The following is a 17,725-nucleotide window of genomic DNA, read 5'->3' as shown; positions in this document are numbered from 1 at the left end:
GCCGATGGTGATGGCTTTGGTTCTACAACTACTGCTATGCTATGTGAGGCTTCTGCTCCTAGCGGATATAGTGATAACAATACCGATTGTGATGATACGGATGATACCGTGAATGCGCCGCAACAATACTATGTCGATGCCGATGGTGATGGCTTTGGTTCTACAACTACTGCTATGCTATGCGAGGCTTCTGCTCCTAGCGGATATAGTGATAACAATACCGATTGTGATGATACGGATGATACTATTCACCCAGGTGCTAATGAAATAGTAGGAAATAATATAGATGACGATTGCAACCCAGCAACACCAGATCAATCACTAAGTACTGATGACTTCAAATTATCTAATATAATGATATCTCCTAACCCTTTCAATAATAAAATTAACATAAAACTTCCTATGAGTTTAAATAATATAGAGTTTGAAGTTAGGGTCTTTGATTTAAACGGCAGAATTGTATATTACAAAAACTATTTAAACAGAAATGGAATAATAAAAATATCCTCTGGATTAAATAATCTAGAACAAGCTCTTTATTTAGTTAAAATTACAAATAAACAAACGGGGCAAAGTGTACGTAAAAGATTAATCAAATATTAAATATAACTATATAACACATAAAGGGTTGTACATTTTACAACCCTTTATTATAAAAAATTGATTTCTACATAAAAAAAAACCAAAGTGTAACATTCTTATTTTCAATGTTTTACTTGATTTTTATGCATTTCATCGATTTTATTTGCATTTCATAGAGTATTAATTTAAATTTGGCCTTGAAATAATTAGTCCCAAACTAAATATAATCTCTTATGAAAAATGTTACTCTCATCATTTTTGCTTTTTTATTGTTTTTATGCTCAAATATTTTTGGTCAAGGAACATTAGATGTTACCGGTGCAGGAAACCCTGTTTCTACTGGATCAACAGATTCGCCAGCCGTGTTGAATGACACAGAATTTGGTAGCGTGTTAATAGGTACCAACAAAGCGAATACATTTATTATAGATAACACAGCAGGAGGAGGATCTCCAGGCAATAAGCTCAACAATATAGCAGTATCAATATCTGGGTCATCAGATTTTACTATGAGCGCGACTTCTTATCCAGACTTAAAAGGTAATGGTGGAACATATAATCATGTTATAACATTTACACCAAGTATTACTCCAGGAGTAAAAACGGCAACAGTTACTATCACGTTCACAAATGGCACTAATTCCCCTTATACGTTTACCGTAAGAGGAACTGGTGTAGCAGCAGAACCAGAAATTGATATAACTGGATTAGGCAACTCTATTATTGGAGACGGAAGCAATACACCAATTACAACAGATAACACAGATTTCGATAATATATATACAGGTATATCTAGTAGCAAAACCTTTACAATTGATAATACCTTAGGAACAGCAGATTTAGATATTACATCAATTGCATTGTCACATCCTGATTACTCGATATCAGGTATTACTTTACCAGCTACGATAAGTAGCGGTAACTCAACGACTTTTATTGTAACAATAAATACAGCCACTACAGGAACAAAAGCGTCTACAGTTACTGTTAATAATAATGATACTGATGAAGGAGCTTATGAGTTTAATATAACAGCAGAGGCTTTAGCACCCGCCCCTGAAATTGATGTTAGAGGTTTAGGTAATTCAATTATAGGTGATGGAACAAATACTCCTTTAATTGGAGATGATACAAACTTTGGCTCTATAAATGTTGGGGCAGGTAGTGTTACTCATACTTTCACTATTCATAATTTAGGACCTGCAGATTTAACATTAGATAATCCTTCTCCATATATAACAATAGGCGGAGCACATTCTGGAGATTTTACATTAGATATTACTGGTATCTCTACAACTATTGCTGGAAGTCCTACAGGAACTAATAGTACAACTTTTTCTATAACATTCGATCCTTCTGCTTTAGGCACAAGAACAGCAACCGTTTCTATTGCTAACAATGATAGTGATGAAGATCCCTATTTGTTTAATCTACAAGGTACTGGTGCTAATTCCACATTTACAGAAATATCAGTTTCTGTTAACTGGCCAAGTCGTTCTCGACATAATAAAGTAGAAATTTACTCTCCTTCTGATATATTACTTGCGACTATCGATAATGGTTATACAGGTGTTGGTAATCCATCATATTCAACCACCGTAAATTTAAGTTGTATAGAAGATTTAAGTGGTTATTACTACATTATGTACGATCTTAATGATGATGGCTGGGATGGATCTGATAATATAACAATAACAACACCACTGGGTGATATTGTTAATACATCTGATGGTGATAATGCATCCCTTGCTGGATACACTACTTATTTTGCTGTTTCTGGAGCTACTTGTGGTGCAGAAATAGATGTAAAAGGTAATTTAAAGTCTATTATTGGAGACGGTAGTAACTCACCAAGTATATTGGATCACACTTATTTTGGCGATGTCCAAATTGTATCAGAAACGGCGGTAAGAACATTTTATTTACAAAATATTGGTGGTTCAGATTTGAATGTATCTTCTATTGCATTAACAGGTTCTGGTAATTTTTCAATCCAAAGTGCCCCAACCACCCCATTAATTGTAGGAGTATTTGGATCTGAGGCCATTCAAATTGCTTATAGCACTACAACAGAGATTTTAGATACAGCCACTTTAACAATTTTATCAACCGGTGATTCGGGCGAGGAAACTTATACCATAAATATATCAGCACTTGGTGCAAGGATTTTTTATGATAGTGATGGTGATGGTATTTACGATGATGCGGATATAGATGATGATAATGATGGTATTACAGATACCGATGAAGAGAATGCTTGTCGTTTATCAAATACTGCATTAACAACTGATTATAAATTTTTAAACGAAACGTTTGGTACAGGAACCACGCGAAGTACAGCCATTAGTACACTTTATACAGCAACAACATCCTATTGCATTGAAGATGGAGACAGTGGAACCAGCTCACCCTGTGATACAAGTTTTGATTACACCGGTGTACAAGATGGAGAGTATACTATTGCAAGTTTTATTACAGATGGAAACGAATCAGATACTACAGGACCTACTGGACCAGATATAGCCGATTGGGCCTGGTATGCATGGGCTAACATTGAAGACCATACCCCTGGTGACACGGATGGTAGAATGGCGATTTTTAACGCAGCTTGGGCACCTGGAGTTTTTTATGAAACAGAAATTAAAGGAACACTTTCAAATGTTCCTGTTACTTATAGTTTTTGGGTAATTAATATTGATAATGATGATTCTCGATTTATTGCTGAAGAAGGACCAGGAAGTGTTCCTAGAATTCAACCAAATGTTACAGTAAATTTTTACACTTCAGATAGAAGTACCTTATTAGCAACATTTGATACGGGAGATATTACTAGATGTTCTGGTGCTATTAACGACCCTAATGATCCAGCATACAACCCTTCTGACCCAGCATTCAATTCTTGTACGACCTCTGAATGGAAACAATTTACACAAGATTTTACAACTACTGAAACTTCGTTTGTTGTACAGTTTGTAAACAATGCACCTGGTGGTGGAGGTAATGATTTAGCAATTGATGATATAGAAGTTAGACAAACCTTATGTGATTTAGATGGAGACGGTATTGCTAATGTTTTTGATTTAGATTCAGATAATGATGGTATACCAGATGTAGTAGAAGCAGGATATGCAAGTGCAAGTGAAGGTACAGCATCTTTAACAAATGTGGCTGCCTGGACAGACGGCGGTAACGGTATGTATGATCCTGCAGAAGGTATTTTGCCTTTAGATAGTGATGGTGATGGCATTCCTAACTATATTGATTTAGATAGTGATAACGATGGTATTTTTGACGTTGATGAATCTGGAGTAATAAACACGAATAACACATCTTTTCAAAATGGTGATGGAGACATAAATGGTGATGGTGTAGGCGATGGGATTGACTCTGAAACTTTTAGAATAAAAGATGCTAATGGTGATGGCACAACAGAAGGCTTTGGTGATGGTATCCTTGACATATATGATTATTTTGATTCAAATACAAATTATGCAGATTCATATGGAAATGATAGCCAAGGTTCTGGACCATTATATGTTTTAGATACTGACAACGATGGAATACCAAACTATATAGACTTGTACAACGATATTACTGGAATTTATGATATAGACACTGTGGAAATTTATGCGGTATTACCAAACACGAACGGTGTATTGGACGATACAACAGATACCGATGGTGATGGTATTGTAGATTCAAGAGATGGTAATGACACTGTTTTCGGTTCACCAAGAAATTTAGATGAAAGTTATAGTTTATATTTTGATGGTAGAAATGATTACATTGAAGACACCAATATTATATCATCTGGTAGTGCTACACTAATGGCTTTTGTAAAACCTGATGGTACAAATACAACAGGAGACAACCAAATTGCAGTTGGTCAAAGTGATTTTTATATTATCATTGATGATACTTCAAACATTGTTAGTGCTATTGTAGAAGGTACAACCTTAACTTCAACAACTTCTTTAACAGATGGTGTTTGGGCACATGTTGCCGTAACTACTAATTCGGGTGGAGACTCTGTATTATATATAAATGGTGTTCAAGAAGATATTGACACTTCTGGTTCTGGTGGTGTTAATAGTAGTTCATTATTTATGATAGGAAGAGCAACCACCAATAACAATTACTTTAAAGGAGAAATAGATGAAGTACGTGTTTTTGATGTAGGTTTATCTTCAAACGATCTAAAAAGAATGGTTTATCAAGAATTAGATGATGCCAATGGTTTCAATAGTGGAAAAATAATCCCTACAAATATTTCTGCCTCAATAGGAACTAACTTAGTGAAGTATTACAAAATGGATGGTTATGATGATGATATTCTAGATGACAAGAAAACAGCACCAAGAGATGTTACAGGCGCAAAAATGTATAATTTTAAAAACATCTATTTTCAAAGAGCTCCTCTACCTTATGAAACATCAGCTGATGGTGATTGGACAAATGCAGCTAACTGGTTATACGGAAGTGAATGGGATATTATGTCTAAACAAGACAATCCAGATGACGCTTCTATTGTTCATATTAAAAATAATATTAACTTAAATGGTTCATATAATACACAAGGTACTGTTGGCATCATAGTTGATTCTTCTCGTGAATTTACTATTGAAGCTGATAAAGGCTTGTATAATAGTTGGTATTTAAAACTAAATGGACTCTTAGATTTAGAAGGAGAATCTCAATTAGTACAAACGAACACAAGTGTTTTAGAATCAACTAGTTCAGGCTCTCTCGAAAGAGATCAACAAGGAACTTCTAATACTTACACATACAATTATTGGTCTTCTCCTGTTGGAGTAACTAACAATGCTAACAATAGTAGTTATACACTACCGGAAATAGTAAGTAATGTAGGTTTTTTAACCTCTGGTTATAACGGAACATCTTCTCCAGTTAGAAATGCTGATTATTGGATATGGAAATATGCAAATAATACTGCTAATGATTATTCTAGCTGGCAACATGTAAGAAGTACTGGTAATTTATTAGCAGGAGAAGGTTTTACAATGAAAGGACCTGGAGTAGCAACACCAGAACAAAATTATGTGTTTTTAGGAAAACCATATAACGGTGATATTACTTTAAATATTAGTCCTGGATATGATTACCTAGTAGGAAACCCCTATGCTTCTGCACTAGATGCAGATGAATTTATTAAAGATAATATTAGTAATTCTGAAGCTCAAGGGAGAAATACTAATGGAAACATTATTAATGGAGCTTTGTATTTCTGGGATCATTTCTCTAACAATACTCATAACCTAGCTCAATATGAAGGTGGTTATGCAATTTACACCTTGGCAGGTTCAGTTGCAGCCATTTCGAATGATACTAGAATTAATGCAACAGGTGCAGCTGGAACAAAAATTCCAGAACGATACATCCCCGTTGGTCAAGGCTTTTTTGTTTCTGCCTTATTAAGCTCTGATTTAACAGGTACTACAGACGGTGGTGCCACAACAACAACTTTAGACGACGGTTTATCTTTAACAATTAATGGTGGTGATATAGTATTTAAAAATAGTCAACGTACTTTTAAAACAGAAGCTTCAGACCCTTCATTGTTTTTAAAGTCATCAAGTAGCAAATCAATATCTAGTACAGGTAATACAGATTTAGATACAAGACCAAAAATGAGATTAATGTTTGATTCTCCAAGTGGATATCATCGTCAAATACTCATAACTGCTGATGAAAACACTACTAACGATTTTGATTTAGGATATGAAGCTTTATTAATTGAATCTAATAAAGAAGATATGTATTGGCTATTAAACAGCGCAAAATTAATTATTCAGTCAATTAATAGCTTAGATGATAATTCAATTATTCCACTTGGAATAAAAATAAATAAAAGTGGACTTGCTTCTATTAAAATTGATGCATTGGAAAATATTACTAATGAACAAGAAATATATTTACATGATAAAGAATTAAATTTTTATCATAATTTAAATGAAAACAACTACGAAATTTATTTAGAACCTGGAGAATATACTGATCGTTTTGAAATAACATTTAAAAACTCATTATCAAATAAATCACTAGAAATTGCAGAACTTAATGAGAAAAGTTTACAATTATTTTTTTCTAATGAAAAGGGAAGCATTATAATAAACAACCCTGAATTGAAAAACATAGAAAGTATAGAAATTTATAATATGCTTGGTCAAACTATATTTAATTTTAGTGAACAAACAGCTGAAAATTACATTGAATATAAGACTCGACAAATAAAAGCAGGTTCATATATAATTAAAATAAAAACCGATTATGGAATTGTTTCTAAAAAAGTATTAATAAAACAATAAGGTGAATTAGTCTAAGTTATTTTCAAAAACTATTTTTAAATTTAACTTAAAGTCCTGAATGTAATTCAGGACTTTTTTATTTTATATGTGCAATTAACGCTTCTAAAGACACTTTTAATTGTTCGCCAGAAACCATATTTTTCAACGTATAGGTATTAGATTCTATTTCTTGGTCACCTACCAAAACAACAAACGGTATAGCACGCTTATTGGCATGATTCATTTGCTTTTTCATTTTTGCTGCATCTGGATATAATTCGGCATTAATACCTAGCTCTCTTAATTGCTTAATTGCTTTTAAACTAAACAAGGCTTCTTTATCTCCAAAATTGATAAATAGCACCTCAATATTTTTAGCAACTGTTTCTGGAAACAATCCTAATTCTTCAAGAACTAAATAAATACGATCTAAACCAAAGCTAATACCAACACCACTAACATCTTTCATTCCAAAAATACCGGTTAAATCGTCATAACGACCACCTCCACCAATAGATCCCATCTTAACGGTACTTGGTGCTGCTACTTCAAAAATAGCGCCTGTATAATAGTTTAAACCACGTGCAAGTGTTACATCTAATTGCAATGCAGCTGTTGTTAAACCTAATTCTTTAATAGCTGTATTTATAAAAGCTAATTCTTCAATACCTTTTTGCCCTTCTTCAGAAGAAGACAAAATACCTTTTAAACTTTCTATTTGAGATTCAAAAGAACCAGATAATGTAAATAATGGTTGAAGTTTAGAGATACCAGCTTTCGAAATTCCTTTACTAAGCATTTCTTCTTTCACCTTCTCCTCACCTATTTTATCTAACTTATCTAAAGCGACTGTAAAATCGATTAATTTTTCACTTGCTCCAATAACTTCAGCTATTCCAGATAAAATTTTTCTATTATTAATTTTTATAGTAACACCTTCTAATTTTAAAGCAGAAAACACCGTATCATACAACTGTATAAACTCTACCTCTTGCCATAACGATTTACTTCCAACTACATCAGCATCACATTGAAAAAACTCTCTAAAACGTCCTTTCTGAGGCCTGTCGGCTCTCCAAACAGGTTGTATTTGGTAGCGTTTAAACGGAAATTCTATTTCGTTTTGATGTTGTACTACGTAACGTGCAAATGGCACAGTTAAATCGTAACGTAGAGCTTTTTCAGAAATACTTGAGGTTAACTTAGTTGAATCTCTTTTATTATAAGCTTCTTCATTCGATTTAGCTAAATAATCACCAGAATTTAAAATTTTAAAAATCAAACGATCACCTTCATCACCATATTTCCCCATCAACGTATCTGAATTCTCAAAACTTGGTGTTTCAATAGGTTGAAATCCGTAAGTTTGAAAAGCACCACGAATAGTATTAAATATATAATTACGTTTTGCTACCTGTTCTGGGTTAAAATCTCTGGTTCCTTTTGGGATGCTTGGTTTTTGAGCCATAATATGCCCGTGAAAACGGGTATCTTTTTAATGAATTGTTATGAATGTATCCACATCACACTAACTCCTTTGTTATTGTATGAGGTGGAAAGACAAAAATAATAGTTTTAATTGAAATAGATTCCTGCCTTTACAGGAATGACAAAATTTAATTTATTAACTTATTAAAATAGTTAAACAATTCGCCTTTAGTAATTACAGCGCCTTGTTCAATCATTTTAAATTTATCTAAATTTTTATCATCGGTATAATCTTTATCGGCTTGTAAAAACTCAACATTATCATCCATCAAATTTTCACGTAACCAGTTATAACCTTCTTTTGTAGTAATATCAACATCACTCTTTACATTTACTACAATGGCATTCATTTTCTCTTCACCTAAACGAAATAAATACATGTGTTTTGGTGCAAAATGCTCTAAGTATTCTGCTTTATTTAATGCACCTTCCCAAATTAAATCGCTAAAAACGTCGAGTTCCATTTCAGCCATTTCTGGTTTATTTTCTTTTAAATTTGCCCACTCATCTGCAGTTATAGATTGTGTTGCCAAAAAGTTTATAAACTCTTGATGCAATTCTTCAAATTGTTCTTTTGTAAGTCTACTATATTTCATTAAAAATTTGATTTACATTTCCGTAAAAACAGAAACCTTATAAATTTAATAAAAAAAGCCCCAACTAAGTTGAGGCTTTTGTACTAAAATATTTGATATTAGCTTGCTTGTGCAATAACCTCAAATTCTAAATCTACAGATACAGATCTGTGTAAACGTACTACGGCAGTATATTTACCTAAACGTTTAACAGTTGTAACTGTGATGAATTTTTTATCAATAGCTTGACCTTCTTTTTCTAAAGCGGCAGCAACATCAATGTTGTTTACAGAACCAAATAATTTATCTCCTGCACCTACTTTAGCAGCTATCTTAATTTCTAATGCTTTTAAAGCTTCAGCAATCTTGTTAGCATCATCAACTATTTTCTTTTCTTTAAAAGCTCTTTGCTTTAAGTTTTCTGCTAATACTTTCTTTGCAGACACTGTAGCTAATATAGCTTGTCCTTGAGGAATTAAAAAGTTTCTACCATAACCGTTCTTAACTGTTACAACATCGTCTTTAAATCCTAAATTTTCAACGTCTTGTTTTAATATAAGTTCCATTGTTATCGGTATTTTATTTTAATAAATCTGCTACATAAGGCATTAAAGCTAAGTGACGTGCTCTTTTTACAGCTACGGCTACTTTTCTTTGGTACTTTAATGATGTACCTGTTAAACGTCTTGGTAAAATTTTACCTTGCTCGTTTATAAAGCGCATTAAAAAATCTGGATCTTTGTAATCAACATACTTAATTCCAGACTTTTGAAACATACAATATTTCTTAGCCTTATTTGTATCGATGTTAAGCGGAGTTAAATATCTAATTTCTCCGTCTTTTTTTCCTTTAGATTGTTGTTCTATTGATGACATAATTAAGCTTTTTGTTTAAGTTTAACTCTTCTTCTTTCTGCCCATGAAACAGCATGTTTATCTAACGCTACAGTTAAATAACGCATAAAACGCTCATCACGTCTAAACTCTACTTCTAAAGCATTAATTACTTCACCAGTAACGGTGTACTCAAATAAGTGATAAAAGCCACTTTTCTTGTTTTGAATTGGGTAGGCTAATTTTTTTAGTCCCCAGTCCTCTTTTGATACCATCTTAGCGCCGTTAGAAACAAGAAAATCTTCGTATTTCTTTACTGTTTCCTTTATCTGATCTTCAGATAAAACGGGATTTAAGATGAAAACAGTTTCATAATGATTCATAAAAATCGTTTTTATTGTTAAAAATTGGGTGCAAAAGTAGCAAATACATATATATAAAACAACAATATATTCACCTTAATTTTTATCCATTTCACATTGTTAATATTTTATAATAAAATAATTATCAATATCTATAGTTAAACAATATATTTGACTAGTTAAACATAGCAATTACATATGTTAAAATTTTGTTAATTAATGCATTTAAACGATGTTTTTTGGTTTTTAGCCGAATTTTTTGTACTATTGTCGATATCTTAACCGAAATAATATAAATGTTATGACTTTAAACTGTGTAGTAGTAGACGATTCAGCAATACAACGTCTGTCTATTGTTAAGCTTGTAGAGAACCACCCCTCTCTTAACTTAATAGCAGAGTACAGTAGTGCTCTAGAAACAAAGAATGGTTTAAATACGCAACAAGTAGATTTAATTTTTTTAGACATTGAAATGCCAGTGCTAAATGGATTTGAACTTCTAGACGTATTAAACAACAAACCTCAAATTATTTTTGTAACCGGTAAAACCGAATATGCTTTTAAAGCATTTAATTATGATGCTACCGATTACTTACACAAACCAATTACAAGAGAACGTTTCAATACTTCAGTAGATAAAGCTTTAGAACAACATAAGTTAACTCTAGACTTTAACGAAGAAGAAGGCGAACATATTTTTGTAAAAAGTAATCTTAAAAAACGTAAAGTTTACATTAAAGATATTAAATGGATTGAAGCGCTTGGTGATTATGTTAAATTAGTAACAGAAGAAAATAGCTTAGTAGTTTTATCTACTATGAAATCTTTTGAAGCTGAATTACCTGAAGGCAAGTTTTTAAGAATCCATAAATCTTATATTGTAAACCTTGATAAAATTGACAGGTTTAACAGTAAAAATGTTGAAGTTGGTACTTATGAAATTCCTTTGAGTAGAAATAAGAAAACCCAATTAGTTGATGCTTTAAATAATATTTAAGTAAACCTCAACTAAATTAAAAGTTATCGACATTTAAAATTACTTTAACTGACCGAAAATCCTTTATACTAAAGAAGCTGTTGTTTATTTTAGCAATAGCTTCTTTTGTTTTTGATAAGGATTGGTTTTTAGGAATCTTTACCAAAATGTTTTTATGAAACTGATTTCTAATTCTAGCTACAGGTGGCGACTCTGGTCCTAAAACCAAATCTCCAAAAACTTGTCGTAACGATTTAGCAAACCAAATAGATGCCGTTTCTACCCTATTATAATCTTTATGTTTTAAAGTAATTTTTATCTGTTTGTAAATTGGCGGATATTTAAAGTTATAACGATCATTCATTTGCTCGTTAAACATATCTACATAATTATTTGTAGACACTTGCTGTAATATATTATGATACGGATTATACGTTTGTATTAAAACCTTACCACGTTCTTCGGTACGACCTGCCCTACCCGCAACTTGCAACATGAGCTGAAAACTTCGTTCGTGTGCTCTAAAATCAGGAAAGTTCAACATATTATCGGCATTCATAATACCAACAAGCTTCACATTTCTAAAATCTAAGCCTTTGGTTAGCATTTGTGTTCCAACCAAAATATCAATCTCTTGCTGTTCTAATGCTGTAATAATTTTTTCGTAACCATATTTTCCACGTGTGGTATCTAAATCCATTCTAGCAACGTTATGTTCTGGAAACAATAATTTCACCTCTGCTTCTATTTGCTCGGTACCAAAACCTTTACTATCTATTTCACTACTTCCACAAGCTTTACAAGTTTTTAACATTGCTTCTACATACCCACAATAATGACAACGCAATTGATGCCTGTATTGATGATAGGTTAAACTCACATCACAATTAGGACACTGCGGAGACACACCACACGTATTACACTCTACTATAGGAGAAAACCCGCGTCTGTTTTGAAACAATATAATTTGATGCCCTTCTGCTAAAGTTTCAGTCATTTCTAAAATAAGCCGATCGCTAAAATGCCCTTTCATGAGCTTTTTTTTCTGCTTCTCCTTAATATCTACCAATTCAATGTCTGGCATTAACACATTATTAAAGCGATGCATCAATTCAACAAAACCATATTTATTTTGTTTGGCATTAAAATAACTTTCTAAACTAGGTGTTGCCGATCCTAAAAGAATTTTTGCTTCGTGCATATAAGCCAAAACAACCGCTGTATCTCTAGCATGATAACGAGGTGCTGGATCAAATTGCTTGAAGGATTGTTCATGTTCCTCGTCTACTATAATCAATCCTAAATTATCAAATGGTAAAAATATAGAAGAACGTGCGCCTAATACTATTTTCGCTTTCGCGGAATGATCTAAAACGTTATTCCAAACCTCAACACGTTCATGCGTTGAATATTTAGAATGAAAAACCGCTACTTGTTCTCCAAAATAATTTTGAAGTCTGGTGACTAATTGTGTGGTAAGCGCAATTTCTGGTAACAAATACAAAACTTGCTTACCAGTACTTAAAACCTCTTCTATCAATTTTACATACACTTCGGTTTTACCAGATGAAGTGACACCATGTAACAAAGACACATTATGTGTTTTAAAAGATTCTTTTATTTCTTTTAATGCGGTTTCTTGATATGTATTAAGATGTTTTGTATCCTCATTATCGTCTCCTAAATATTGTACACGGTCTGTTTGAATATGATATTCTTCAAAAACACCTTTATCTATTAATGTTTTTATAATGGACGTAGAAGCATCACTTTGTGTTGATAAATCGGAAACTTTCACAGGTTTCTTTGTTGTTGCAGATACCGAAAACAAAGTCATAACCACCTGTTTCTGCTTAGGCGCTCTACTTAAATCATCTAACAATTGTTTAAGCGCTGTTTCTGAAGAAAAATTAGAATGTAGTTTAACATACCTAACCAACTTAGGTTTATATTTTTCATACACCTCTTCTTCAACCGAAATCGCTTCTTTTTCTATCAAACGTTTAATAACAGGAAGCACATTCTTTTTATCAAGAATATTAGATATATCATGAATTTTTAATGATGATTGATGTTGCAAAGCCTCATAAACCAAAAACTCATCATCTTTTAAAACAGACTCATCTATAATATTAACACTATTCTTAGTAACTATTGTTTCACTTTCTAAAATAAAACCACTTGGTAATGCAGCTCGCATAACATCGCCCAAAGTGCACATATAATAACTCGCTATCCACTGCCATAATTGTAATTGCTTAGCATTTACAATAGGTGTTTCATCCAAAATTTGTTGAATATCTTTAGATTCATATGCAGTTGGTGCATCATTATGTATACTAAAAACAATGCCTGTATATATTTTAGATTTCCCAAAAGGTACCGCAACACGCATTCCTTGTTTTAAAAATTCAGCTTCAGAGGCTGTTACACCATAAGTAAATAGCTTTTTAAGCGGAACAGGAATAATTACATCTATAAAATACTGCATAAACTAACACCTTTTACGTAGTTTATTCAAAGATGCATTTAATTCGTAACCCAACAATAAAATATTAGCATTAAGCCACAAATAAAACAACAAAACTAAAAGCGCTCCAATAGATCCGTATAGTTTATTATACTGACCAAAATTTTCAATATAAACACCAAATAAATATGAAGTTACTATAATAAGAAAAGTAGTAAATAAAGCACCCACCGAAAAGAAATTAGAAAGCCTCCCTTCTTTTGTTCCAAAATAATACAATGTTGCTGTTGCCAAATATACCATCATAACAAAAAAGACGTATTTAGCTATATCGGTCCAAATAATACTCTGCGAACATGTTTCATAACCTCGGGTTTCTAAAGCATCAATAACCCCTTCAACAACATAAATTTGAAAATATCCTAAAACCGCAATAGTAATAATAAGTAGGAACGCTAATATTAATGCAATCCCCAATGCATATAAATATTGCTTAATAACATTACGGGTTAATTGCTCATGATACGAATTTTCAAACCCAGAAAACACAGCATTAACACCATTTGCCATTAATGCTATTGATAAAACAAAAACGGAGGACAACAAGCCGCCTCTTTGAGAATTTTCAATGTTTTCAAAAATATTTTGAAAGAAAAACTCGGAAGTAGTTGGAGGTAAAAAAGAATCCAAAAAGTCCATAAATTCTTTCTGAAAATTATCTATAGGTATTTCTGGAATAATTATTAAAACAAACAACAAAAAAGGAAACAATGCCATGAAAAAGCTAAATGCAATAGCACTTGCTCTCGTAGTTAATGCACCTCTTACTATACCTGTAATATAAAGTTCTAACAAATCGTAAAACGACAACCCTTCAAGACCTGGTAATTTAAATTGTTTAAAAAACCGCACTAAGATATTAATTACAGGAATTTTATCTAGTTTATCCTCAATAGATTTTGCCATTAATAATTTGCGTTATATTTATAGCAAAGTTATTAAAATAAAGAAGAATACAATTACATACTACTTGTAAAGCTTATTATTTTACTGCTTTTAGACTTAAGTCCATATTATGAACAGAATGCGTTAAGGCACCACAAGAAATATAGTTCACACCACATTCGGCATAATGACGTATAGTGGCTTCATTAATATTTCCTGACGATTCGGTAAGGCATTTATCTCCTATCATTTTAACAGCTTTTCTTGTGTCTTCGTAATCAAAATTATCAATTAAAATTCTGTAAACACCATCGCTTTTTAAAATTTCTTCTACTTCGGTCAAATTTCTAGCTTCAACCATAATATCTAGATTTTTACCCGTTTCATTTAAATATGCCTTAGCCATATCTATCGCTTTAGTAATACCGCCAGCAAAATCTATATGATTATCTTTTAACATAATCATATCGTACAAAGCAAATCTATGATTTTCTCCACCCCCTAGTTTTACAGCCCATTTTTCTAAAACTCGAATGCCCGGTGTTGTTTTGCGTGTATCTAAAATCCTGGTTTTTGTACCTTCTAATAAATCTACAAACATTCTAGTTTTTGTTGCAATAGCACTCATACGTTGCATAGCATTTAAAACTGTCCGTTCTGCTTTTAAAATAGACTGAGAAGGTCCTTCAACATACATAACAATATCTCCAAAAGTCACTTCTGTACCATCTTCAATAAGCACATCTAATTTTAATCTTTTATCAACGTAGGCAAATACTTTTTTAGCAAAATTTACGCCACCGATAATACCTTTGTCTTTTACTAAAAGTTTAGCTCTTCCTCTTGCATTTTCAGGTATACAAGCTAATGAACTATGATCGCCATCCCCAACATCTTCTCTAATTGCATTTGCAATTATCATTTTTATTTCGCTATCAAATTGTTCTTGTGTAATCATATTGTTTGGTTAGTTTGTTTTTAACAAAAATAAGAAATTGATTTACTTTTATAAATTTAAACTTATGAATTTCACAAATTATCACTATTTAAATTCATTTTTAACAAATATAAAATGCTAATTTTGCTATTATGACTATCAAATTACTCGCCATTGGCAAAACAGACAACAAAGAACTTTTAGCCTTAATTACTGAATACCAAAAACGTTTAGGATTTTATATTAATTTCTCACTAGAAATTATTCCAGATATAAAAAACGTGAAAAACTTAAGTGAAGTACAACAAAAGCAAAAAGAAGGTGAACTTATTTTAAAAAAGCTGAATAATACTGATATTTTAATTTTACTAGATGAAAATGGCAAACAATTAGATTCTATTGGATTTTCTGCATACTTACAGAAACATATGAATTCAGGTATCAAACAACTAGTTTTTGTTATTGGTGGACCTTATGGCTTTTCTGAAGACATTTATAAAAAAGCAAATGGAAAAATATCATTATCTAAAATGACATTTTCACATCAAATGGTTAGACTTTTTATCATAGAACAACTTTATAGAGGGTTTACGATTTTAAAAAACGAACCTTACCATCATAGGTAAAAAAGTTTTCAATTATTACGAATAAATTTATTTTATAAATTAATGCGTTTTATATACTTGTTTACGCTTTTTTAATTGACGCTCTAAATCACTAATAGTTTCTCTTACTGATACTTCAAAATTACGCTCATTAGAAGTAGCAAAAATTCTAGGTCCAGGAAGGCTTAATTCTATATTACAAATTTTACCTGCATCATGCTCTTGTCCTTCTTGTTTAAAATGAACCGTTGCATTTATTAAAAATTCATATCTATTAAATAATTTATCTAATTTTTCTTCAGTGAAAGCTGAAAGTGTTTCACTTACATCTACGCCTACATATTCAAAATTTACAGTCATAATATTTATTTGTTATTTATTCAAATTTAAAAGAGTATTGTTTATTTATTGATGATTTTTGTCATAAAAATAATAGTTATAGGTTAAATGTTTTTTTAAACTAACGTAATTAAATTTTTGATTACAACAAACAACCACTTATCCTGCTGATTTCTATTTATTAAAAATCACTAATATTCAACTACGATAGAAGTATCTGTATATTTATTCGCTCCAACTTTATATTCATACTCATACAACACAATTTTTTTAAATTTACTATGAAAAATTTTTGAGTAATATTGAACCTCTTCAATGGATGCAGCATTATAATGAATAGTTTCTTTTTTATTATTCACAATCCCATAAACAGAAACTTGATATTTATTCTCATTTTTAGATCCTTTAAAGTTTGAAGAAAAAACAACTTTATTCACTTTAAAAGGTGTTTCTTTGTTAGTATCGTTTGGAGATTTATAAAATATATTTTCATACTTTGCCTTAATATTTATATTTTTAATATTCTGGCTTTGTGAATAAGAAAACACAAATAGAGTGATAATAACTAATATTTTTTTCATGACTGAATATTTTTTATTTAATATTTTACATTAATGAACTCTACTAAAATAATTAATTTTAATAAACTTAAAGATAATACATCTTTTTTATAAAAATGATAAAACTCGTTTTTGCAACAAACAACCTTAACAAACTTAAAGAAGTACAATCTTTAATTCCTAACCATATAAAACTTTTAAGCTTAAAAGATATTGGTTGCTTTGAAGATATTCCTGAAACACAAAAAACAATAGAAGGTAATGCGATTCAAAAAGCAAAATATGTAACAGAACACTATGGTTACAATTGTTTTGCGGACGATACTGGGCTTGAAGCTGAAGCTCTAAATGGTGCTCCAGGTGTTTATTCTGCACGTTATGCTGGAGAAAAACGCGATGCAAATGATAATATGAATTTGTTACTTAAAAACTTAAATGGTTTAGACAACCGAAATGCTCAATTTAAAACTGTTGTTAGTTTAATAATAAACAATAAACAACATAATTTTACTGGTATTTGTAAAGGTGAAATTACTACTAATAAAAACGGTGAAAAAGGTTTTGGCTACGACCCCATTTTTAAACCAAACGGCTACCAACAAACATTTGCTGAAATGGATTTGAGTTTAAAAAACAGTATTGGGCATCGTGGTAAAGCAATCACTCTACTTGTTGAATTTCTGAATTCATAAATCTTAAAAAAATAACAACAAAAACTAAAATCCTGTTGGCTGTTAATTTTCTTTA

Annotated in this window: 15 protein-coding genes; 5 read left to right on the top strand and 10 right to left on the bottom strand. The window is 31.4% G+C overall.

Features of this window, described 5'->3' with window-relative positions; all coding sequences use genetic code 11:
• Positions 1-603: T9SS type A sorting domain-containing protein (locus ACH5TW_RS01345; RefSeq protein ID WP_439334677.1), on the top strand; the 603-nt coding region annotated here is incomplete at its 5' end.
• Between the two features lie 212 nt (positions 604-815).
• On the top strand, positions 816-6,908 hold the full coding sequence (locus ACH5TW_RS01340) for a DUF8693 domain-containing protein (protein WP_439334676.1): 6,093 nt from the start codon (positions 816-818) through the stop codon (positions 6,906-6,908).
• 76 nt (positions 6,909-6,984) lie between these two features.
• Here the strand turns inward: ACH5TW_RS01340 and hisS are convergent, their stop codons facing one another.
• The 5 genes from hisS to rpsF form a co-directional block, all read right to left on the bottom strand.
• Complete coding sequence (gene hisS / locus ACH5TW_RS01335) at positions 6,985-8,355, bottom strand: histidine--tRNA ligase (protein WP_439334675.1); 1,371 nt, start codon at positions 8,353-8,355, stop codon at positions 6,985-6,987.
• Between the two features lie 148 nt (positions 8,356-8,503).
• Complete coding sequence (locus tag ACH5TW_RS01330) at positions 8,504-8,971, bottom strand: DUF6495 family protein (protein WP_439334674.1); 468 nt, start codon at positions 8,969-8,971, stop codon at positions 8,504-8,506.
• Between the two features lie 98 nt (positions 8,972-9,069).
• A complete protein-coding gene (gene rplI / locus ACH5TW_RS01325; protein WP_439334673.1) occupies positions 9,070-9,516 on the bottom strand; it encodes a 50S ribosomal protein L9 in 447 nt (148 codons plus the stop codon).
• A gap of 13 nt (positions 9,517-9,529) precedes the next feature.
• On the bottom strand, positions 9,530-9,829 hold the full coding sequence (rpsR, locus tag ACH5TW_RS01320) for a 30S ribosomal protein S18 (protein WP_204244201.1): 300 nt from the start codon (positions 9,827-9,829) through the stop codon (positions 9,530-9,532).
• Complete coding sequence (gene rpsF / locus ACH5TW_RS01315; protein ID WP_439334672.1) at positions 9,829-10,167, bottom strand: 30S ribosomal protein S6; 339 nt, start codon at positions 10,165-10,167, stop codon at positions 9,829-9,831. The genes rpsR and rpsF overlap by 1 nt, the downstream gene beginning before the upstream one ends.
• Before the next feature lie 280 nt (positions 10,168-10,447).
• Here rpsF and ACH5TW_RS01310 point away from each other — a divergent pair, with 280 nt between their 5' ends.
• On the top strand, positions 10,448-11,143 hold the full coding sequence (locus tag ACH5TW_RS01310; protein WP_439334671.1) for a LytR/AlgR family response regulator transcription factor: 696 nt from the start codon (positions 10,448-10,450) through the stop codon (positions 11,141-11,143).
• Between the two features lie 16 nt (positions 11,144-11,159).
• Here ACH5TW_RS01310 and priA read toward each other — a convergent pair whose 3' ends face one another.
• The 3 genes from priA to nadC all read right to left on the bottom strand — a co-directional run bounded on the left by priA (position 11,160) and on the right by nadC (position 15,495).
• Complete coding sequence (gene priA / locus ACH5TW_RS01305) at positions 11,160-13,613, bottom strand: replication restart helicase PriA (RefSeq protein WP_439334670.1); 2,454 nt, start codon at positions 13,611-13,613, stop codon at positions 11,160-11,162.
• 3 nt (positions 13,614-13,616) lie between these two features.
• Positions 13,617-14,558, bottom strand: a complete 942-nt coding sequence (locus ACH5TW_RS01300) for a YihY/virulence factor BrkB family protein (RefSeq protein ID WP_439334669.1) — start codon at positions 14,556-14,558, stop codon at positions 13,617-13,619.
• 76 nt (positions 14,559-14,634) lie between these two features.
• Positions 14,635-15,495: a carboxylating nicotinate-nucleotide diphosphorylase gene (gene nadC / locus ACH5TW_RS01295; protein ID WP_439334668.1), complete on the bottom strand. Its 861-nt coding sequence runs from the start codon at positions 15,493-15,495 to the stop codon at positions 14,635-14,637.
• A gap of 131 nt (positions 15,496-15,626) precedes the next feature.
• Between nadC and rlmH the strand changes: the two genes are divergently transcribed.
• Entirely contained in the window at positions 15,627-16,100 is a 474-nt protein-coding gene (gene rlmH, locus ACH5TW_RS01290; protein ID WP_439334667.1) for a 23S rRNA (pseudouridine(1915)-N(3))-methyltransferase RlmH, read from the top strand.
• 39 nt (positions 16,101-16,139) lie between these two features.
• Here the strand turns inward: rlmH and hpf are convergent, their stop codons facing one another.
• Positions 16,140-16,439: a ribosome hibernation-promoting factor, HPF/YfiA family gene (gene hpf / locus ACH5TW_RS01285; protein ID WP_439334666.1), complete on the bottom strand. Its 300-nt coding sequence runs from the start codon at positions 16,437-16,439 to the stop codon at positions 16,140-16,142.
• 170 nt (positions 16,440-16,609) lie between these two features.
• Entirely contained in the window at positions 16,610-16,999 is a 390-nt protein-coding gene (locus tag ACH5TW_RS01280; protein WP_439334665.1) for a hypothetical protein, read from the bottom strand.
• A 98-nt stretch (positions 17,000-17,097) separates the two neighbouring features.
• Here ACH5TW_RS01280 and ACH5TW_RS01275 point away from each other — a divergent pair, with 98 nt between their 5' ends.
• Positions 17,098-17,670 (top strand): non-canonical purine NTP diphosphatase, encoded by a 573-nt coding sequence (locus ACH5TW_RS01275; protein ID WP_439334679.1) that lies wholly within the window; start codon positions 17,098-17,100, stop codon positions 17,668-17,670.
• Positions 17,671-17,725: the final 55 nt, after the last annotated feature.

Origin of the sequence: Thalassobellus sediminis (assembly GCF_044386045.1) — a bacterium.
GTDB lineage: Bacteria > Bacteroidota > Bacteroidia > Flavobacteriales > Flavobacteriaceae > Thalassobellus > Thalassobellus sediminis.
Note: the sequence above shows the minus strand (reverse complement) of the source record. Positions and strands in the feature narration are given on the sequence as shown.